This is a genomic window from Pedococcus badiiscoriae (genome assembly GCF_013408925.1).
GTDB lineage: Bacteria > Actinomycetota > Actinomycetes > Actinomycetales > Dermatophilaceae > Pedococcus > Pedococcus badiiscoriae.
In genome coordinates this window covers 683831-701556 of record NZ_JACCAB010000001.1, presented here as the reverse complement: position 1 = coordinate 701556, position 17726 = coordinate 683831, and the positions used below count along the sequence as shown (strand labels likewise).

Sequence of the window (17726 nt, the reverse complement as noted above, 5' to 3'; positions counted from 1 at the left end):
CCCGCCCCTCGCGATGGAGAGCCTGGGGTCAGGCCTTGCCGAGAATGCGGTTGAGGTTGGTGCCGCAGACGGGGCAGACGCCCTTGGCCATACGACGGCCGTTCGTCTCGACGACGCGGCCCTCCGCCTCGCGCTTCTCCTTGCACTTCACGCAGTAGAACTCGCCCTTGTAGGTCTCTTCAGCCATCGCCATGTCTCCTTTGTTCGCGGCACACGGTGCGCCGTCGGACTTCGGCCAACTTAGACCATGCTGAGCACAAAATGGCGCAAGGGGGGCCTGTGCGTCGTGCTCAGCGCCCACCCCTAGTCTTCGCCCCATGAGCGCACAGCCGTGGTGGGAGACCGAGCTCGAGGACCTGCGAGCCGACGTGCGGGAGGCGTCGGGCCGGCGGATCGCGGTGGTGACCCTTGACCTTCCGGAGCGCCGCAACTCCATGAGCACCGCGATGACCGCGTCATGGGTGAGGCTCATGGGGTTGTTGCGCACGGATGAGGCGCTCGCGGCCGTCGTCGTGACCGGTGCGGCCCCGGCCTTCAGTGGCGGGGGCGACCTGTCCTGGATCGTCAAGGACCCCGATGCCCCGGTCAGCGAGCTGCGCACGAGGATGCTCGCCTTCTATCGCTCGTGGCTCTCCATCCGCGACCTCGAGGTGCCCACGATCGCGGCCGTGAACGGTGCCGCGATCGGCGCCGGGTGCGCCATCGCCCTGGCCTGCGACATCCGGTATGCCGCCGCTGACGCCACGATCGGGGTGCCGTTCACCTCGCTGGGGCTTCACCCTGGGATGGCCACGACCTGGTCGCTGCCCAACATCGCCGGTCACGCCGTGGCCCGCGACCTGCTGCTCACCGGCCGGCTGGTCAGTGGGACGGAGGCGGTCGGCCTCGGCCTCGTGTCGCAGGCCCTGCCCACGGATGAGGTGCTGCCGGAGGCGATCGCGGCGGCTGAGCGCATCGCGGCCGCTGCGCCGGTCGCCACCAGGCTGACCCTGCAGGCGCTGCGCGACGGTGGGCACGCGACCTTCGACGACGCGCTGCAGTGGGAAGCCCTGGCGCAGGCGGTGACGCTCGCCACCGAGGACCTGCACGAGGGGATCGCAGCGGCAGCGGCCAAGAGGCGACCCACCTTCCACGGCCGCTGACCCGCCCGCCAGTCAGCCCGATCCCTCCCGATCCCTAACTTCTGCTAGCAGAAGTCAGCTGGCTCAGCAGAGGCTGCAACGTCTGCTGAGCCGGCCGAGGTCTGCTAGCAGAGGTTGGGGCCGACCGCACCGGCCCGGTGAGCGTGAGCGTGACTAGGGTCAGGCGCATGGACTTCTCCCTGTCACCGCGTGCCACCGACCTGCGCGACCGCGTCCGGGCGTTCGTCGACACCGAGATCAAACCCGTCGAGGCCAGCGTGCAGGCCGAGATCCTCCGCCGCCGGGAGAGCGGCGGCGACCCGTGGACGCCGTTGCCGGTCATCAAGGAGCTGCAGGCCAAGGCCCGGGCCCAGGGCCTGTGGAACCTGTTCCTGCCCAAGGAGCATGCCGGACGGTATGCCGCGGACTTCGGCACCGACGGTGGCGAGGGGCTGTCCAACCTCGACTACGCACCGGTGGCCGAGGTGATGGGCCGGTCGGCTCTCGCGCCGCTGGTCTTCAACAGCAACGCGCCCGACACCGGCAACATGGAGGTGCTCCTGCGGTACGGCTCGCCGGACCAGCAGCGCGAGTGGCTGGAGCCGCTGCTCGACGCGCGGATCCGCAGCGCCTTCTGCATGACCGAGCCGGACGTCGCGTCCTCGGACGCGACCAACATGGCGGCCACCGCGGTGGTCGACGGCGACGAGGTCGTCGTCAACGGGCGCAAGTGGTTCTCCACCGGGGTGGGCAACCCCGAGTGCAAGATCCTCGTCTTCATGGGACTGTCAGACCCGGACGCTGACCGCCACGCGCGCCACACCATGGTGCTCGTGCCCCGGGACGCCCCCGGCGTCAAGGTCGAGCGGATGCTCTCCACCATGGGCTACTTCGACGAGCCGCTCGGCCACGGCGAGGTGTCCTTCACCGACGTCCGGGTCCCGGCAGCCAACATCCTGCTCGGTCCCGGCCGCGCCTACGAGATCGCCCAGGGGCGGCTCGGCCCGGGGCGCGTGCACCACTGCATGCGCACCATCGGCCTGGCCGAGCGCTCGCTGGAGCTGGCCTGCCAGCGAGCCCTGTCGCGCACCGCGTTCGGCAAGCCGATCGCTCGACTCGGGGGCAACCTCGAGCGGATCGCGGACGCCCGCATCGCCATCAACCGTTCGCGCCTGCTCGTGATGCACGCGGCTTGGCTGCTCGACCAGGGCATGTCGACGCAGGCCTTGTCGGCCGTCAGCGAGATCAAGGTCGAGGTGCCCGCCATGGCCCTGGACGTCATCGACCTCGCGGTCCAGCTGCACGGCGGCGGCGGGATGACCACGGACTTCCCGCTCGCTGCGGCCTGGGTCGGCGCGCGCTCGCTGCGGCTCGCCGACGGCCCCGACGAGGTCCATCGCAGCGTCGTCGGCCGGATCGAGCTGGGCAAGCACCGGTGAGCGCTGTGACCGGCGCGAAGCCGGTGCGCTCCGAGGACGCCTTCGACGTCGACGCCGCGGTCACGTGGCTGCGCGGCCACACCGACCCCCGGTATGCCCAGGGGCTGGCCGGGCGCCCCGAGGTGCTCCAGTTCTCGGGCGGGGCGTCCAACCTGACGTACCTCCTGCGGTTCCCCGGCCTGGACCTGGTGCTGCGTCGCGGCCCCAGCGGCACCAAGGCGAGGGGTGCCCACGACATGGCCCGCGAGCACCGGATCCAGTCGGCCCTCGCGCCGGTTTTCCCTTACGTGGCAACGATGGTCGCGTTCTGCGACTCTCCGGACGTGATGGGGTCCGACTTCTACGTGATGGAGCGCCTCGTCGGGACGGTTCCCCGCCGCGAGATGCCCGTGGACCTGTCGCCCGAGCAGGCCGGGCGGCTGTGCGAGTCCATGCTCGACGTCCTGGCCGAGCTGCACTCCGTCGACGCGCAGGCGTGCGGACTCGACACCCTGGGCAAGGGCGAGGGCTACGTCCGTCGCCAGGTCGACGGGTGGTCGGCCCGCTACCGCCAGGCCCACACCCCCGGCCAGCCCGACTTCGAGGAGGTGATGGCCTGGCTCGACGAAGTCCAGCCCGACGACGTGCGCAGCGGCATCATCCACAACGACTACAAGCTCGACAACCTCGTGCTGTCCCCGGACGACCCGACCCGGATCGTGGGCCTCTTCGACTGGGAGATGGCCACGATCGGCGACCCGTTGATGGATCTCGGGGCCGCCCTGGCGTACTGGGTGCAGGCCGACGACGACGAGGACTTCCACGCCTTCCGCCGGGTGCCGACGCACCTGCCCGGCATGCTGACCCGCGACCAGATGGTGGCCGGCTACTGCCAGCGGATGGACGTCGACATCAGCCCGCGGCAGGCGCTGTTCTACCAGGCCTACGGGCTCTTCCGGCTCGCGGTCATCGCTCAGCAGATCTACTACCGCTACGCCAACGGCCAGACCACCAACGAGGCGTATGCCGTGTTCGGGCCCGCGGTGCAGATCCTCGACCGACGGTTGCGCAGGCTGCTCGACTGACCGGTGGCGGCGCGGATGACCGGGGTTGTCGGGGTGCTCGCCTATCGTGGTGCCATGGGGAGCCCCGACGTCGAGGTCCGGCGCAGCCGCAAGCGCCGTCGCACCGTGAGTGCCTATCGCGAGGACGGTCGCACGATCGTGCTCATCCCGGCCCGGTTCACCAAGGCCGAGGAGCAGCAGTGGGTCGACACGATGCTCGACAAGCTGGCCAAGGGTGACAAGCGCCGGCGCCCCAGCGACGCACAGCTGCGCGCCCGGTCGGTCGAGCTGTCCCAGCGCTACCTCGGCGGTCAGGCCCGGCCCACCAGCATCCGCTGGGTGACCAACCAGAACTCCCGGTGGGGCTCCTGCACGCCGTCGGACGGCACGATCCGGATCTCGACGCGGGTCAAGGGCATGCCCGGCTTCGTCCTCGACTACGTCATCCTCCACGAGCTCGCGCACCTGCTCTCGCCGGGCCACGGCCCGGACTTCTGGGCCCTGCTCCGGGGATACCCGCGCCTCGAGCGCGCGCGGGGGTACCTCGAGGGGGTCGCCGCGACGGCCGGGCTCGACCTGTCCGACGGCGAGACCGACAGCGACGAGCTGGGGCAGGCGGCGCTGGACTTCGGTCCCAGCGACTGAGCCGCCCGGTCGGACTTCCAGGGCTGCCGTCGGTCTTCCAGCGAGGCGACCCTAGGTCGCCAGCACCCGCCTGGCCGCCTGGGCCAGCGGGAGGATCTCACCCGCGCTCGCCTCCGGGAGGGCGTCCACGGGCCACCAGGCCACGTCGAGGGACTCCTCGCTGACGGCATACGCGTCCTGGTCGCGGGCCACCCCGGCATACCTGAGGTCGAGGTGCTCGCTGCACCGACCGAAACCCGCGGCCAGCAGCGAGTGCCGGTCGAGGTGCACGAGCTGTGGGTGCAGCACGAGGTCGGCGATCCCGGACTCCTCGCGTGCCTCGCGGGTCGCCGCCCCCAGCACCGACTGGTCGCCGGGCTCGAAGTGGCCGCCGAACTGGAGCCAGAGCCCGGCCTTGGCGTGCAGGGTGAGGAGCACCTTGTCGAGCGAGGCATTGAGCACCAGGGCGCTCGCGGTGAGGTGCGCCGGTGGGCCCTGCTTCCACAGCGCGTCGGGGTGCGCCGCGCAGTGGTCCAGCAGCTCCACCCTCAGGCGTTCCTGCTGGGGGTCGGGTGCGTGCCACCCCTCCAGCACGTGCTCGGCGTCAGCGCGGAGGGTGAGGTATGCCGTGGGCACGTCCGTCGACCGTGCCGTCACCGTCCGCCCTCGCCGGGGGAGCCCTGCTCGTCGGCGCCGCCGGGGGAGTCCGGACCGTCGGGCGAGCTGGTGCCGCCCGGGCCACCGTCGGCCTCGCCCTGCGTCAGGAGCTGGTCGAGGGCGGCATCGAGGTCGGTGCTCTCCGACGTGCCGTAGCGCTCGACATAGCCCAGGGGGTCGTCCAGGTCGGCGCCGGTGGGTGCGACATCGGGGTGGCCCCAGGCGCCGTCGCGGCCGGCAGCGCCGTGCTTGGCTTCGAGGGCGGCCCAGAGGTTGGCCGCGTCGCGCAGCCGTCGTGGCCGCAGCTCGAGTCCGACCAGGCCCGCGAAGGCCTTCTCGGCGGGACCGCCGGTGGCGCGCCGACGGCGTACCGCTTCACCCAGCGCAGCCGACTGGGGCAGGTGCTCGCGGGTGGTGCGTTCGGCGACGACGTCCACCCAGCCCTCGACGAGCGCCAGGTAGGTCTCGAGGCGCGCCAGGGCGGCGCGTTGCGCGGCACTGGGGTCGGGTCGGAAGAGCTGGTCCTGCAGCGCCGCCTGCAGGGCGTTCGCGTCGCTCGCGTCCACGGACTCCAGCGCGGTCTCGATCCGGTCGGTGTCGATGCTGATGTCACGGGCGTAGTCGCGCACCGCCGCCACCAGCTGTGGCCCGATCCAGGGCACTTCGGAGAACAACCGGATCCTGGCGGCCTCGCGGACGGCGAGGTAGATCCGGACCTGGTCGAGGTCCACTCCGAGCCCCTCCGCAAAGGCCTCGACGTTGGCGGGCAGCAGCGCCACGGAGCGGTCGGGCACGAGCGGCAGGCCGACCTCGGTGCCGCTGACGGTCTCGGCGGCGAGGGCGCCCACGGCCTGCCCCACCTGGAGCCCGAACATGGCACCACTCATCTTGGCCAGCACCGGTTCCATCTGGCCGAGCATCGCCGCGGGGTCGACTCCCGCAGGCAGGATGCCCTCGGGCAGGCCACCCTCGCCGAGCTGTTGCAGCTGGGTGCGCATGGCGTCACCGACCGCGCGCCCGACGCCCTCGGCGACGGGCTCGACGAGCGTGCGCCAGGTCGGCATCGTCGCCTCGACCCATTCGGCGCGGCTCCACGCGTGGGTCGTGATGCCGGGAGCCTCGAACGCGGTCACCTCGTCGAGCCAGAGCTCGGCGACCTGCACCGCCTGGTCGAGCTGGCGGCGAGCCGCCTCGCCGACGACGGCGTCCCCCGCTTCGGACACCGTCTTGCGGGCCGTGTCGGTTGCGAGCGTGAGGTTGAAGACATCGGTGTCAGTGCTGGCGAACATCGACTGCATCTGGCCGACCATCATCTGGAGCATCGCCGGGTCGACCTGGTCGATGCCCATGTCCTTGAGGGCCTTGGCCATGTCGGGGTCCACCTGACCACCGGTGAGCCGCGCCAGCACGGCCTCGATCTCCGGCGACAGCCCGGAGGGGTCGGAGGAGAGGTCGGAGGCGGGATCGAAGGAGCCGGAGGGTGTGTCCTGCTCGTCACCCGGGTCGTCGGGGCCCGAGCCCTCGGGGCCTGGGTCGTGGTCATGGGGATGGTCGGGCACAACTGCTCCTCAGCGGTCCTGAGAGGATGGTCTCTCACTAGACAACCACGCGGAGGCCACAGTGAGTTCCCCCGGGCGGGCTGGACGGGGTCCCGTTCGCTCGCGGCGTAGAGCGATCGATGTCGCGGTGATCGGCACGGCCGGCCCCGCGAGTCGTGCCGTCCTGCGCGCCCTGGTCTCGGCAGCGGCCCGTGGGGGCGCCGCGCCGCAGTCGCACGGCGGCGTCGACGAGGCGCGGATCGGTGCCGTCGTGGCGGTCGACAGCGAACGACCCCCGGTGGGCGGGGTGCAGTTCCGCCACGCCGATCCCGCGGAGCCGGGCCTGGTGGACGCACTCGAGGGGGTCCACGCCGCGGCATACGTGGCAACGAGCACGAACCTCGCTCGCGACCTGGCAATGGGTAGCCGCGCGCGACGAGAACACAGCCTGCGGGTGGCGCAGACCGTCATCACCGCCGCGGCCGCGGCAGGGGTGCGGCACCTGGTCGTCGTCACCTCGGCGCAGACCTTCGGTGCGCTGGCCGACAACCCGGTGCCGCTCGAGGACGACGCGCCGTTGCGGGCGTCCTCGGACGAGGGGCAGGTGGGTGACCTGATGGATGTCGAGCAGCTCATCCGCGTGGCGCGCGACGTGCACCCGGGCCTGGCCATCACGACGCTTCGGCCGGCGGCCCTCGTCGGCGACGGGGTGGACACGGTCCTGACCCGCCACTTCGAGGCGCCGAGGCTGCTCACCCTGCGAGGCGCCGACCCGGCCTGGCAGTTCTGCCACGTCGACGACCTCGGGTCGGCCGTGGCCCTGGTGATGGCGCAGGGAGTCGGCGGCGAGGTCTCGGCGGGCGCGCCGGGTCACCTCAGCCAGAGCGACCTCGAACGGCTCACCGGCATGCGCCGGGTCGAGCTCAGCATGGCCGCCGCCATGGGAACCGCAGACCGCCTCCACCGCGTTGGGGTGTTGCCGGCACCCGCCAGCGACCTTGCCTTCGTGGCCTTTCCCTGGGCAGTCTCTGCCCGCACACTGCTGGGTCGCGGTTGGGTGCCGGTCCATGACAACGAAACCTGTCTCGGGGTGCTCCTGACCACGATCCGGGGTTCGCATGCGGTGGCGGCCCGCAGACTGGACCGCAAGGATGCCGCTCTCGGGGCGGCCAGCGCCGCGGTGGCCCTGGTGGGCACGGCAGCAATCATGCGGCGACGCCGCAGGAAAGGTTCGACAGCATGACCGACCCGGTCACAGAGCTCGACAGCGAGCCCACGGTGGTCCTCAGCGATATCCGCGAGGAACCGCTGAGCGTCGACGAGGTGCTCGCCCTCGTGCAGCACCCCCGGTGCGGCGGGATCGCCCTGTTCGTGGGCGTCGTGCGCGACCACGACCACGGCGCGCCGGTGTCGGCGCTCGACTACTCGGCCCACCCCAGCGTGGCGCAGGAGCTGCAGCGGGTATGCCGCGAGGTCGCCGACCGCCACGACGTCGCCCGCCTCGCGGCGGTGCACCGGGTCGGCCACCTCGAGATCGGCGACCGCGCAGTCGTGGCGGCGGTCTCCGCGCCGCACCGCGGGGAGGCCTTCGAGGCCTGCCGTGACCTCATCGACACGCTCAAGTCGACGGTGCCGATCTGGAAGCACCAGCTCTTCTCCGACGGCAGCGACGAGTGGGTGGGGCTGCCGTGACCAGCCCCTTCCAGCAGCCTTCACCGCCGGACCAGCTGGCCCCGGGACAAGGACCCGTCGTCGAGGACCCGTACCGGCTCAGCCGGCGGTCCACGGTGGCCCTCGTCGGGGTCTTCCTGCTGATCGCTCTCGGCGCCCTGTCGGTGATGATCGGGCTGCCCTACGTCATCATGAAGCCAGGACCGGTCACCAACACCCTCGGCACCCTGGATGGCAAACCGCTGATCACGGTCTCGGGGGCCCCGACCTACCCGACCCAGGGAGCCCTGGACTTCACCACCGTGCGCATTGCCGGTGGCCCCGGCTCCCGGGTGACCGTGTGGGACGTGCTGGAGGCGGCGATCAACCCGGACGAGGCCGTCGTGGACGAGGGGCTCTACTTCCCGACCGGAGTCACCGACAAGCAGGTCCAGGAGGAGAGCACGGCGGAGATGGTCGACTCCCAGCAGGAGGCCGTCGCGGTCGCGCTGAAGGCCCTCGGGAAGAAGGTCATCGAGCACGTCGTCATCGGCGCGGTCGCGAAGGACGCGCCCTCGGCCGCCCTGCTGAAGAACGGCGACGAGATCGTCACCATCGACGGCAAGCGCGTGGCCGACTCCAACGCGGTGCGTGCCGCGGTCAGCCTGCACAAGCCGGGGGAGACCGTGGCACTTGGCCTGGTCCGGGACGGCAAGCCGGTCACAGTCAGCGCCAAGACGCGGGCGGCCGATGGGCGCGCCACGGTGGGCGTCTTCCTGGGCATCCGGTTCGAGTTCCCGATCGACGTCAAGATCAACGCCGGCAACGTCGGTGGCCCGTCAGCCGGGACGATGTTCTCGCTGGCCGTCTACGACACCCTCACCCCCGGACCGCTCACCGGTGGGCAGAAGATCGCCGGCACGGGCACGATGGACGCCGAGGGTCAGGTGGGCCCGATCGGCGGCATCCAGCAGAAGCTCGTCGGTGCCCACGACGGCGGTGCCGCCTGGTTCCTGGCCCCGGCAGCCAACTGCGACGAGGTCGTGGGTCACGTGCCCGACGGACTGCGGGTGGTCCGGATCTCGACCTTCGCCGAGGCCAAGTCCGCCGTCGAGGCGATCGCCGACAGGCGGGGCGGTTCGCTGCCCACCTGCACGAAGTAGCTCAGCCGGCGCTGGTCAACCCACTCAGCGGCTCAGGCCTCGAGGGTGGCCCTGAGTGCGTGGACCAGGCCGGGAGCGATCTCGTCGCCGAGCGCGACCTTGTCGTCGCGGTCGTTGGCGCGCTGGCGCAGCAGGCACCGGCTCTGCCCGTCGCGCGTCACGGCGACCAGCAGCCGGACGTCCTGACGGTCCGGATGGGCCGCGAGTGCGTCGACGGCCGACTCCGTGTGGGCGGGCAGCCCGCGCTCGGCCTCCGGGGGCACCACGATGCGCTCGACGGCCAGAGCGGCGCCGACGACGCTGTCCGGCCACGCGATCCCGCCGAGCAGGCTCTCGAGGTTCGAGGTCGGCGGCAGGCCCTCCTGCTCGATCGCGCTGAGCGCGCCCTCGGCCAGGTCGGAGCCACGCATCTGGGCCTTCAGGTGCGGCTCGCGCTCGAGCAGGTCCGCGGTGGGGACGAGGGCGAACAGGCGGGGGTTCTGGTCCCAGCCGGCCGCGGCGACATGCCTCTCGGTGTCCAGCGCGGCGATGGACAGCGGGTCGGCGACGGGTTGGGAGTTCTGGCTCACGCGCCCATGGTGCCGCATGGCGCTGGGGAGCTGGCCACGCGGCATACCCGCGGCGCTGCCGGGGCATCGGCAGCAGCAGCGCCGGCGGCGTTCAGCGGGGGTGCACAGCTGGTGCCGAGACGTGTCCCAGATCGGGGTGGGAACCACTGGGGCGGTCGGTAAGTTGGACCCACTACAGCAGGCGGCCTCGCTGGGTGGTCGCACGGCAGATCGGGCGTGGCGTGAGTTCTTCTGAATGGTTCGGCCAGGGCGAGCCGGGTGCCGGTGGCGCCCGTCCCGGAGGGACTCCGCGGGGGGCAGGATCGGGCGCCGGTGGACGCCGACCCCCGTCGCTGTCGTTTACCAGGCGCCGTGGACCGCTCGTGCCGACCATCGTGATCCTGGTGGTCCTCGGGTTCCTGGTCTCGATCCTGGCCTCGCTGTGGACCGAGGTGCTGTGGTTCGACTCGGTGGGCTACGAGGGTGTCTTCGTCACCGAGCTGACGACCAAGATCCTGCTGTTCGTCGTGGGCTTCGTCCTCACCGCCGGTGTGGTCGCCTCGAGCCTGGTGATCGGCTACCGCACCCGGCCGATCTATGCGCCGGTGACGCCGCAGCAGCAGAACCTCGACCAGTACCGCGAGGCCATCGAGCCTCTGCGGCGCGCGGCGATGTTCGCCATCCCCGGCCTGCTGGGACTGCTGGCGGGCACGGGTGCGGCCGGGCAGTGGGAGACGTACCTGTTGTGGCGCAACGGAGTTCCGTTCGGGAGCAAGGACGCGCAGTTCCACCTCGACCTGTCGTTCTTCGTCTTCACGCTGCCGTGGATCCAGTTCGTCCTGGGCTTCCTGACCATGGTGCTCGTGATGGCTACGCTGGCCGCAGCGTTCACCCACTACGTCTACGGCGGACTGCAGATCCAGGCGCGGGCGGAGCGCACCTCCAGGGCTGCCCGCACCCACCTCGCGATCCTGGTGGCCGTCCTGGTGCTGATCCGGGCGGCGACCTACTGGTTCGACCGGTACGCGCTCGCGACCAAGGACTCGCCGCTGCTGACCGGCATCCGCTACACCGACGCGCACGCCGTCCTGCCGACGAAGGCGATCCTCGCCGTTGCCGCGCTGATGACGGTGGGCCTGTTCATCGCCTCCATCTGGACCCGGTCGTGGCGGCTCCCGATCGTCGGGGTCGCACTGCTCGTGATCACCTCGATCGTGGTCGGCAGCATCTACCCGGCGGTGTACCAGCGGTTCAAGGTCCGTCCCTCGGAGAAGTCGCTCGAGCAGCCCTATATCGACCGCAACATCAAGGCGACCCGCGCGGCCTACGGCATCGCGAACGTCGACACCCAGAACTACACCGCCACGACGGAGGCGACCTCGGGACAGCTGCGCAACGATGCCGAGACCATTCCCGGCATCCGTCTGGTCGACCCCATCGTGGTCTCCCCGACGTTCAAGCAGCTCCAGTCGGTCAAGTCCTACTACGCGTTCCCCGACGCCCTCGACGTGGACCGCTACAACATCAATGGCAAGGTCAAGGACACCGTGGTGGCGGTCCGTGAGCTCGACCTCAACGGCCTGCCGCAGAACCAGCGCAACTGGCTCAACGACCACACCGTCTACACCCACGGCTTCGGCGTGGTGGCCGCCTACGGCAACCAGCGGGGCGCCGACGGCCAGCCTGTTTTCTACGAGCAGAACATCCCCCAGATGGGACCGCTCGGCGAGTTCGAGCCCCGGATCTACTTCGGCGAGCAGGCGTCCACGTACTCCATCGTCGGCGGTGCCGCGGGGTCCCGGGCGCGTGAGTTCGACTACCCCGACAGCAGCATCGCCGGCCAGAAGAACAACACCTACACCGGCAAGGGTGGGGTGCCACTGAGCTCCTTCCTGCGCAAGTCCGCCTACGCGCTGAAGTACCGCGAGCTGAACTTCCTGCTCTCCGACGCCGTGAACGACAAGAGCCGGCTGCTCGACCACCGCTCGCCGACCGAGCGCGTGCAACGAGTCGCTCCTTGGCTGACCCTCGACGGCAACCCCTATCCCGCGGTCGTGGACGGCCGGGTCCAGTGGATCGTCGACGGCTACACCACGACGGCCGACTACCCGTACTCGCGCCTCACCGAGATCGACAGCGCCACCTCCGACTCCACCACCGCGACCTCGCAGTCGGTGCGCCCCATCGGCACCGGTCAGGTCAACTACATCCGCAACTCGGTCAAGGCGACTGTCGACGCCTACGACGGCTCGGTGAAGCTGTACTCGTGGGACGACAAGGACCCGCTGCTCAAGGCGTGGAGCAAGGCGTTCAAGAACACCGTGCTGCCGATGAGCGCCATCAGCGGCTCGCTGATGTCGCACCTGCGCTATCCCGAGGACCTGTTCAAGGTGCAGCGCACGATGCTCACCCGGTACCACGTGACCGATGCCGACTCCTTCTACGGCGCCGGTGACTTCTGGCAGGTTCCGGAGGACTCGGCCCAGGAGGCCAACGTCGTCCAGCCGCCCTACTACCTCACCCTGAAGATGCCCGACCAGAGCGGGCCGCGCTTCTCCCTGACGACGACCTTCAAGCCGATCGGTGACCGGCAGGTCCTGTCCGGCTTCCTCGCGGTCGATGCGGACGCCGGCTCCACGACGGGTCAGCGCAGCTCCGACTACGGCACGCTGCGGCTGTTGACGCTGCCCAAGGACAGCCAGGTCAGGGGACCGGGTCAGGTGCAGAACGACATCAGCTCGTCCAACCTGACCTCACCCGCGTTCGGCCCCAGCCTCACGCTGTCGCAGTTCCTCAACAACGCCAGGCAGCAGGGGTCTCGGGTCACGCTGGGCAACCTGCTGACCCTGCCCGTCGGTGGCGGGCTGCTCTACGTGCAGCCGATCTACGTCAGCGCCAACAGTGCGTCGGCCTACCCGCTCTCGCGGGCGACGGTGGTGGCGTTCGGCGACAAGCTGGCCTGGTCGGACACCCTCGACGGGGCGCTGGACGGCCTCTTCGGCGGCAACTCCGGTGCGAGCGCCGGGGACTCCGGGACGACGCCGACCACACCGCCCACAGGGACCGGGACGACGCCTCCGACGACGCCCGCACCGGCTGACGCGAAGGCGCTGGCCAAGGCGCTGGCCGACATCCAGGCTGCCTACGCCGCGGGTCAGAAGGCGCTCAAGGCGGGAGACTTCGCGGCCTACGGCGCGGCCCAGAAGCAGCTCGCCGACGCCATCGCGCGCGCGGTCGCGGCGGCCCCGAAGGGTGGGTCGGTCACGGTGACCCCCACGCCGTCCCCGAGCACCACCACGCCGTCCCCGAGCACCACCACCCCGGCGCCCTCCGGGACGTCCACTCCCTAGGTGCTCTGCCGGCCTGACGCAGCCCGATTTGGTTCGGGCGCAGGGGTTCCCGTAAGGTGGTGTCTACCGACGCGGGGTGGAGCAGCTCGGTAGCTCGCCGGGCTCATAACCCGGAGGTCGCAGGTTCAAATCCTGCCCCCGCTACCACGAAGTAGCAGGTCAGAGGCCCTTTCCCTTCGGGGAGAGGGCCTCTGTCATGCCGGGGTGTAGCCATGTGTAGCCAAGGCCCGCGGCTGTTGCCTGATCCTTACGCGCCGTGCAGCGTGGACCGCAGAGCTTCGTAGCGGTCGAGCACGTCCAGGCCCCCGAGCTGCCCCGTCGGCTCGAGTGTTTCCTCGATGCGCACCTTCCAGTCCGGGGGTTGGTCCGCCCCGCTGAGCACCCAGGCCGCCTGCCGGGCCGCGCCCAGGCCGACATACTCTCCTGCAGCAGGGATGGCCACCGGCACTCCGAACAGGTCAGGGGCGATGGCGCGCACGGCGGCGGACGCGGACGCGCCGCCGATGAGCAGGATCCGTGCCACGGGGATCCCGAGGCGGCGCAGATCCTGCACCCCCGCGACGAGGTTGGCCAACATGCCTTCCACCGCGGCGCGGGCGAGGTTCTCGGGGGTGGCGTTGCTGCGAGTGAGGCCGCCGAGGGTGCCGGTCGCGTCTGGAAGGTTCGGCGTGCGCTCCCCGTCGAGGTAGGGGAGCAAGGTCAGTCCGCCGGCGCCGGGGGATGCCGAGAGAGCGAGGTGGTCGAGTCCGGTCAGGTCCGTGCCGAGCAGCCGCGCCGCTGCCGTCAGGACGCGCGCCGCGTTCAGGGTGCACACGAGTGGCAGGTGGCCCCCGGTCGCGCTCGCGAAGCCGGCGACGTGGCCCGTGAGGTCCCGAACAGGCAACGAGTGGTCCGCGAACACGGCCCCGCTCGTACCCAGCGACACCGCCGCATCACCTGCGCGCAGCCCGAGCCCGAGTGCCGCAGCCGCGTTGTCACCTGTCCCGGGCCCCACGATCACGCCCGTGTCGGTCCTCCCTGCTTCCTCCGACGGACCGAGTACTCGAGGCGTGACGAACCCGTGACCCAACGCGAGCTCCTGGATGTCGAGCAGATACGTGCCCTCGGCTGTCGAGAAGTACCCGGTGCCCGAGGCATCTCCGCGATCCGTCACATATTCGCGGAATGCGTTGCCCTGTTTGAGGATCTGACCGGTCAGCCAATCGTGGGGCAGGACGACCTCGGCGACCCGTGCGGCGTTCGCCGGCTCATTCTCGGCCAGCCACCGGACCTTGGTGACCGTGAAGCTCGGGACGGGCACCGAGCCCGTACGCTCCACCCAGGTCGCCGCACCACCCAGCTCCCCAAGCAGGTCCCGCGATGCTTGCGCCGAGCGGGTGTCATTCCACAGCAACGCATCTCGGACGACCGCTCCCACCTCGTCGAGGGCGCACATCCCATGCTGCTGGCCGCCGACGGCGATTGCCGCCACGTCGTCGAGCAGCCCACCGGCTGTGGCGTTGGTGAACGCCTCCCACCAGCGGTCGGGGTGGACCTCGCTGCCGTCAGGGTGCGGCGCGCGACCGGTGCGGACGACCTCACCGGTCGACGCGTCGCACACGACGACCTTGGTCGACTGGGTGGAGGAGTCGACTCCGGCGACCAGCGTGGGGCGAGCGTGTGGCATCAGTCCTCCGTCACGATGCTGATCTTGCCGCTGTGGCCGGCGTCCGCAAGACGGTATGCGAGCACACTCGACGGCGCGTCGCTGCAGTACCGCCGCCAGCCGATCAGCGTTCGTCGATCATGACATCGATGGTGTACGTCGACGACCGGTAGCAGTGGTCGCCGAACTCCACCGCTGCGCCGGCGGCGTCGAAGGCGCTGCGCGACATGGTCAGCACCGGCTCGTGCCCACGGATGCCGAGATGCTTTCGCTCCTTGGCGGTGGGAGTCCGGGCGCCGATGCTCTGGTGCGCGACGACGGGCCGCACTCCGCGCTCCCGTAGCAACGCATAGAGCCCCTCGTCCTCCAGCCGCTCCCGGGTGATGTCGTTGAGTCCCGGTGGGAGCCAGTTCTGCAGCACGGCCAGGGGTGTGTCGCCGGCACTGCGCAGCCGCGCGATGGACAGGAACACCGTGTCGTCGGGTAGGTCGAGAGCAGCTGCCACCCTTTCGTCCTGCACCAGCTCATGGCTCAGCACCTTCGTCGTGGGCCGTGTCCCGGCGCGGGCGAGGTCATCCCAGAGGCTGGTGAGCTCGGCCCGACGATGCACCTTGCGCGCCGCGACGGTGGTGCCCAGACCACGTCGACGAAGCAGGAGACCCTGGTCGACAAGCTCCTGGATCGCCCTGCGCACCGTGGGTCGCGAGAGGTTGAGGCGCGCCACGATGGCCACCTCGTTCTCGAAGGGGTCGCCGGGCTGCAGTTCGCCGCTGTTGATCGCCTCGCCGAGCTGCTCGGCGAGCTGATGGTAGAGAGGCACGGGTGACGTTCGATCGATCATCACGCCCACCTGTTTGGCCACTAGACCACTGTAGCGGGGACACTGCATTTCTCACGTGAGAATGTCCTGACAAAGTGTTGACGTGGCACCCTCCTATGGGCACGCTGGCTCTGCACCCGCCGCGTGCCACATGCCCCGGTTCTTGGCAACGGCGATAGGCTTCGACACCGGACGGGAAGAGCTCCGCTGATGCGCATCGGACTAGCAGGTACAGGACGGATCGGGGCTTTTCACGCCTCGACACTCAAGAGCCTCGACGCGGTCGACGAGGTCATCCTCGTCGATGTCGACGGGCAGGCCGCCCGACGGGTCGCCGGGGAGCTTGGCCTCGCCTGTGCCGCCGACATCGACGAGCTGCTCGGCGCGGGAATCGACGGCCTGGTCATCGCGACTGCGACCCCCGGGCACGCTCCCCTCCTGCGCCACGGCATCGAGGGCGGCATCCCGACGTTCTGCGAGAAGCCGGTCGCGGCCAGCCTCGAAGAGACCCTCGACCTGGCCCGCCTCGTCGCCGACTCGGACACCCCTGTGCACGTCGGGTTCCAACGCCGCTTCGACGACGGCTACCGCAACGCCAAGGCGGCCGTGGCCTCTGGGGAACTGGGCTTCGTCCACACCATCCGGGCCGCGACACACGACCAGGCTCCGCCGCACGCGGCATACATCCCCACCTCGGGGGGGATCTTCCGCGACTGCAACGTCCACGATTTCGACGCGATCAGGTTCGTCACAGGTCGCGAGGTCGCCACCGTCTACGCGACGGGCGCCAACAAGGGTGCGCCCTTCTTCCGGGACGCCGGCGACGTCGACAGCGGTGCAGCCATCCTCACCCTGGACGACGAGACGCTCGTGCTGGTGAGCTCGACTCGCTACAACGGCGGGGGGCACGACGTGCGCATGGAGGTCCACGGAGAGCTGGGCGCCATCGCGGTGGGCCTCGACGACTCGCTCGCGTTCCGGTCGGCCGAGGGTCACGTCGAGTTCCCCCGGGGGCCCGTGAAGCGGTCGTTCATGGAGCGCTTCCTGCCGGCCTACCGCGCCGAGCTCGCTGCATTCTGCGAGGTCGCTGCCGGCAGGCTGCCCACCCCCTGCACCGTCGACGACGCACTGCAGGCCTTCCGCGTCGCAGAGGCGTGCGAGCTGTCGCGGAGCGAGCGCCGGCCAGTCGACCTCTCCGAGATCAAGGGAGCCTGACCGATGACCACCCAGACACCGCCGCTGTCCGACCGCATTGCGGGCGCCCCGATCTCCTGGGGCGTCTGTGAGGTCCCTGGCTGGGGCTGGCAGTACGACCCCGCGACGGTGCTGAGGCAGATGGCAGACGTCGGGCTCGTCGCGACCGAGTTCGGGCCGGACGGGTTCCTGCCCGATGACCCGGAGGACAAGGCGCGCGTGCTCGCCGAGGTGGACCTGGAGGCGATCGGCCAGTTCGTGCCCGTCGTCCTCCACGACCAGGGCCACGACCCGGTCCCCGAGGTCGAGCGGGCCCTGGACAGCCTGGTGGCCGCCCATGCCTCCACGGTCGTGATTGCCGCGGCGACCGGACGGGGTGGATATGACGAGAGGCCCGTTCTCGATGACGCCGGCTGGGCGACCCTGCTGGCCAACCTGGACCGCCTCGACACCGCTGCGGCGGCGCGCGGCATCACGGCCACCCTCCACCCCCACGTCGGCACCATGGTCGAGTCGGGCGAGGAGACCGACCGGGTCCTCGCGGGCTCCACCATCGGGCTCTGCCTCGACACCGGGCACCTCCTCATCGGTGGTGGCGACCCGGTCGCGGTCGCGCGCAGCCATCCCCAGCGAATCGCCCACGTGCACCTCAAGGACGTCAGCGAGGCCGTGGCCCGGCGTGTGCGCAACGGCCAGCTCTCCTACACCGAAGGTGTGCGTGAAGGCCTCTACGTGCCACTGGGGGAGGGCGACGTCGACATAGCCGCCATCGTCGGAGCCCTGGAGGACGGCGGGTATGCCGGGTGGTACGTCCTCGAGCAGGACACCATCCTGCCGGACGACCCCGGAGCGCAAGGGCCGCTCGAAGACGTCGAGACGAGCCTCAACTACCTCCTGGCCCTGGCCGCGCAGCACTCCGGTGTCGGGATCTGAC

The 17726-nt window shown here is 70.6% G+C and carries 16 protein-coding genes and 1 tRNA gene; 11 read left to right on the top strand and 6 right to left on the bottom strand.

The features are described 5' to 3' along the window. Positions 1 to 28 precede the first annotated feature (28 nt). On the bottom strand, positions 29 to 187 hold the full coding sequence (locus BJ986_RS03290; protein ID WP_091788997.1) for a DUF5679 domain-containing protein: 159 nt from the start codon (positions 185 to 187) through the stop codon (positions 29 to 31). Positions 188 to 317: 130 nt separating this feature from the next. Here BJ986_RS03290 and BJ986_RS03285 point away from each other — a divergent pair, with 130 nt between their 5' ends. The 4 genes from BJ986_RS03285 to BJ986_RS03270 all read left to right on the top strand — a co-directional run bounded on the left by BJ986_RS03285 (position 318) and on the right by BJ986_RS03270 (position 4248). Next, positions 318 to 1142 (top strand): enoyl-CoA hydratase/isomerase family protein, encoded by an 825-nt coding sequence (locus BJ986_RS03285; protein WP_179420707.1) that lies wholly within the window; start codon positions 318 to 320, stop codon positions 1140 to 1142. Positions 1143 to 1309: 167 nt separating this feature from the next. Then, the gene (locus BJ986_RS03280) at positions 1310 to 2560 is read left to right on the top strand and encodes an acyl-CoA dehydrogenase family protein (protein WP_179420706.1); all 1251 of its coding nucleotides are present in this window, start codon (positions 1310 to 1312) and stop codon (positions 2558 to 2560) included. Continuing rightward, positions 2557 to 3624: a phosphotransferase gene (locus BJ986_RS03275; RefSeq protein ID WP_179420705.1), complete on the top strand. Its 1068-nt coding sequence runs from the start codon at positions 2557 to 2559 to the stop codon at positions 3622 to 3624. The genes BJ986_RS03280 and BJ986_RS03275 overlap by 4 nt, the downstream gene beginning before the upstream one ends. Before the next feature lie 54 nt (positions 3625 to 3678). Beyond that, positions 3679 to 4248, top strand: coding sequence for a M48 metallopeptidase family protein (locus tag BJ986_RS03270; protein ID WP_179420704.1), 570 nt, complete (start codon positions 3679 to 3681; stop codon positions 4246 to 4248). A gap of 51 nt (positions 4249 to 4299) precedes the next feature. Here the strand turns inward: BJ986_RS03270 and BJ986_RS03265 are convergent, their stop codons facing one another. Then, on the bottom strand, positions 4300 to 4884 hold the full coding sequence (locus tag BJ986_RS03265; RefSeq protein WP_337794747.1) for an NUDIX hydrolase: 585 nt from the start codon (positions 4882 to 4884) through the stop codon (positions 4300 to 4302). After that, positions 4881 to 6443: a zinc-dependent metalloprotease gene (locus tag BJ986_RS03260; RefSeq protein ID WP_337794746.1), complete on the bottom strand. Its 1563-nt coding sequence runs from the start codon at positions 6441 to 6443 to the stop codon at positions 4881 to 4883. Before BJ986_RS03260 ends, BJ986_RS03265 begins: the two co-directional genes overlap by 4 nt. A 127-nt stretch (positions 6444 to 6570) precedes the next feature. Between BJ986_RS03260 and BJ986_RS03255 the strand changes: the two genes are divergently transcribed. The 3 genes from BJ986_RS03255 to BJ986_RS03245 are packed head-to-tail and all read left to right on the top strand — an operon-like array spanning position 6571 to position 9235. Continuing rightward, a complete protein-coding gene (locus tag BJ986_RS03255) occupies positions 6571 to 7665 on the top strand; it encodes an NAD-dependent epimerase/dehydratase family protein (protein WP_202881167.1) in 1095 nt (364 codons plus the stop codon). Further along, positions 7662 to 8114, top strand: a complete 453-nt coding sequence (locus BJ986_RS03250; RefSeq protein WP_179420703.1) for a molybdenum cofactor biosynthesis protein MoaE — start codon at positions 7662 to 7664, stop codon at positions 8112 to 8114. Before BJ986_RS03255 ends, BJ986_RS03250 begins: the two co-directional genes overlap by 4 nt. Next, entirely contained in the window at positions 8111 to 9235 is a 1125-nt protein-coding gene (locus BJ986_RS03245) for a YlbL family protein (protein ID WP_337794744.1), read from the top strand. The genes BJ986_RS03250 and BJ986_RS03245 overlap by 4 nt, the downstream gene beginning before the upstream one ends. Positions 9236 to 9267: 32 nt before the next feature. Here the strand turns inward: BJ986_RS03245 and BJ986_RS03240 are convergent, their stop codons facing one another. Continuing rightward, complete coding sequence (locus BJ986_RS03240) at positions 9268 to 9822, bottom strand: PPA1309 family protein (protein WP_179423425.1); 555 nt, start codon at positions 9820 to 9822, stop codon at positions 9268 to 9270. 344 nt (positions 9823 to 10166) lie between these two features. Here BJ986_RS03240 and BJ986_RS03235 point away from each other — a divergent pair, with 344 nt between their 5' ends. Both BJ986_RS03235 and BJ986_RS03230 read left to right on the top strand, forming a co-directional pair. Beyond that, complete coding sequence (locus BJ986_RS03235) at positions 10167 to 13133, top strand: UPF0182 family membrane protein (RefSeq protein ID WP_337794743.1); 2967 nt, start codon at positions 10167 to 10169, stop codon at positions 13131 to 13133. Positions 13134 to 13203: 70 nt separating this feature from the next. Continuing rightward, a tRNA-Met gene (locus BJ986_RS03230) sits at positions 13204 to 13280 on the top strand. A gap of 100 nt (positions 13281 to 13380) precedes the next feature. Here the strand turns inward: BJ986_RS03230 and BJ986_RS03225 are convergent. Both BJ986_RS03225 and BJ986_RS03220 read right to left on the bottom strand, forming a co-directional pair. Next, positions 13381 to 14799, bottom strand: coding sequence for a xylulokinase (locus BJ986_RS03225; protein WP_179420700.1), 1419 nt, complete (start codon positions 14797 to 14799; stop codon positions 13381 to 13383). 103 nt (positions 14800 to 14902) lie between these two features. Continuing rightward, positions 14903 to 15667, bottom strand: a complete 765-nt coding sequence (locus BJ986_RS03220) for a GntR family transcriptional regulator (RefSeq protein ID WP_179420699.1) — start codon at positions 15665 to 15667, stop codon at positions 14903 to 14905. 141 nt (positions 15668 to 15808) lie between these two features. Between BJ986_RS03220 and BJ986_RS03215 the strand changes: the two genes are divergently transcribed. Continuing rightward, entirely contained in the window at positions 15809 to 16813 is a 1005-nt protein-coding gene (locus BJ986_RS03215) for a Gfo/Idh/MocA family protein (protein WP_179420698.1), read from the top strand. A gap of 3 nt (positions 16814 to 16816) precedes the next feature. Further along, positions 16817 to 17725: a TIM barrel protein gene (locus BJ986_RS03210; RefSeq protein WP_179420697.1), complete on the top strand. Its 909-nt coding sequence runs from the start codon at positions 16817 to 16819 to the stop codon at positions 17723 to 17725. Position 17726: the final 1 nt, after the last annotated feature.

What these genes read in the sequence shown, in the direction of transcription:
- BJ986_RS03290 (WP_091788997.1), bottom strand. Translation starts at nt 187, where the DNA reads ATGGCTGAAGAGACCTACAAGGGCGAGTTCTACTGCGTGAAGTGCAAG.
- BJ986_RS03285 (WP_179420707.1), top strand. Translation starts at nt 318, where the DNA reads ATGAGCGCACAGCCGTGGTGGGAGACCGAGCTCGAGGACCTGCGAGCC.
- BJ986_RS03280 (WP_179420706.1), top strand. Translation starts at nt 1,310, where the DNA reads ATGGACTTCTCCCTGTCACCGCGTGCCACCGACCTGCGCGACCGCGTC.
- BJ986_RS03270 (WP_179420704.1), top strand. Translation starts at nt 3,679, where the DNA reads ATGGGGAGCCCCGACGTCGAGGTCCGGCGCAGCCGCAAGCGCCGTCGC.
- BJ986_RS03250 (WP_179420703.1), top strand. Translation starts at nt 7,662, where the DNA reads ATGACCGACCCGGTCACAGAGCTCGACAGCGAGCCCACGGTGGTCCTC.
- BJ986_RS03240 (WP_179423425.1), bottom strand. Translation starts at nt 9,822, where the DNA reads ATGCGGCACCATGGGCGCGTGAGCCAGAACTCCCAACCCGTCGCCGAC.
- BJ986_RS03225 (WP_179420700.1), bottom strand. Translation starts at nt 14,799, where the DNA reads ATGCCACACGCTCGCCCCACGCTGGTCGCCGGAGTCGACTCCTCCACC.
- BJ986_RS03220 (WP_179420699.1), bottom strand. Translation starts at nt 15,667, where the DNA reads ATGCAGTGTCCCCGCTACAGTGGTCTAGTGGCCAAACAGGTGGGCGTG.
- BJ986_RS03215 (WP_179420698.1), top strand. Translation starts at nt 15,809, where the DNA reads ATGCGCATCGGACTAGCAGGTACAGGACGGATCGGGGCTTTTCACGCC.
- BJ986_RS03210 (WP_179420697.1), top strand. Translation starts at nt 16,817, where the DNA reads ATGACCACCCAGACACCGCCGCTGTCCGACCGCATTGCGGGCGCCCCG.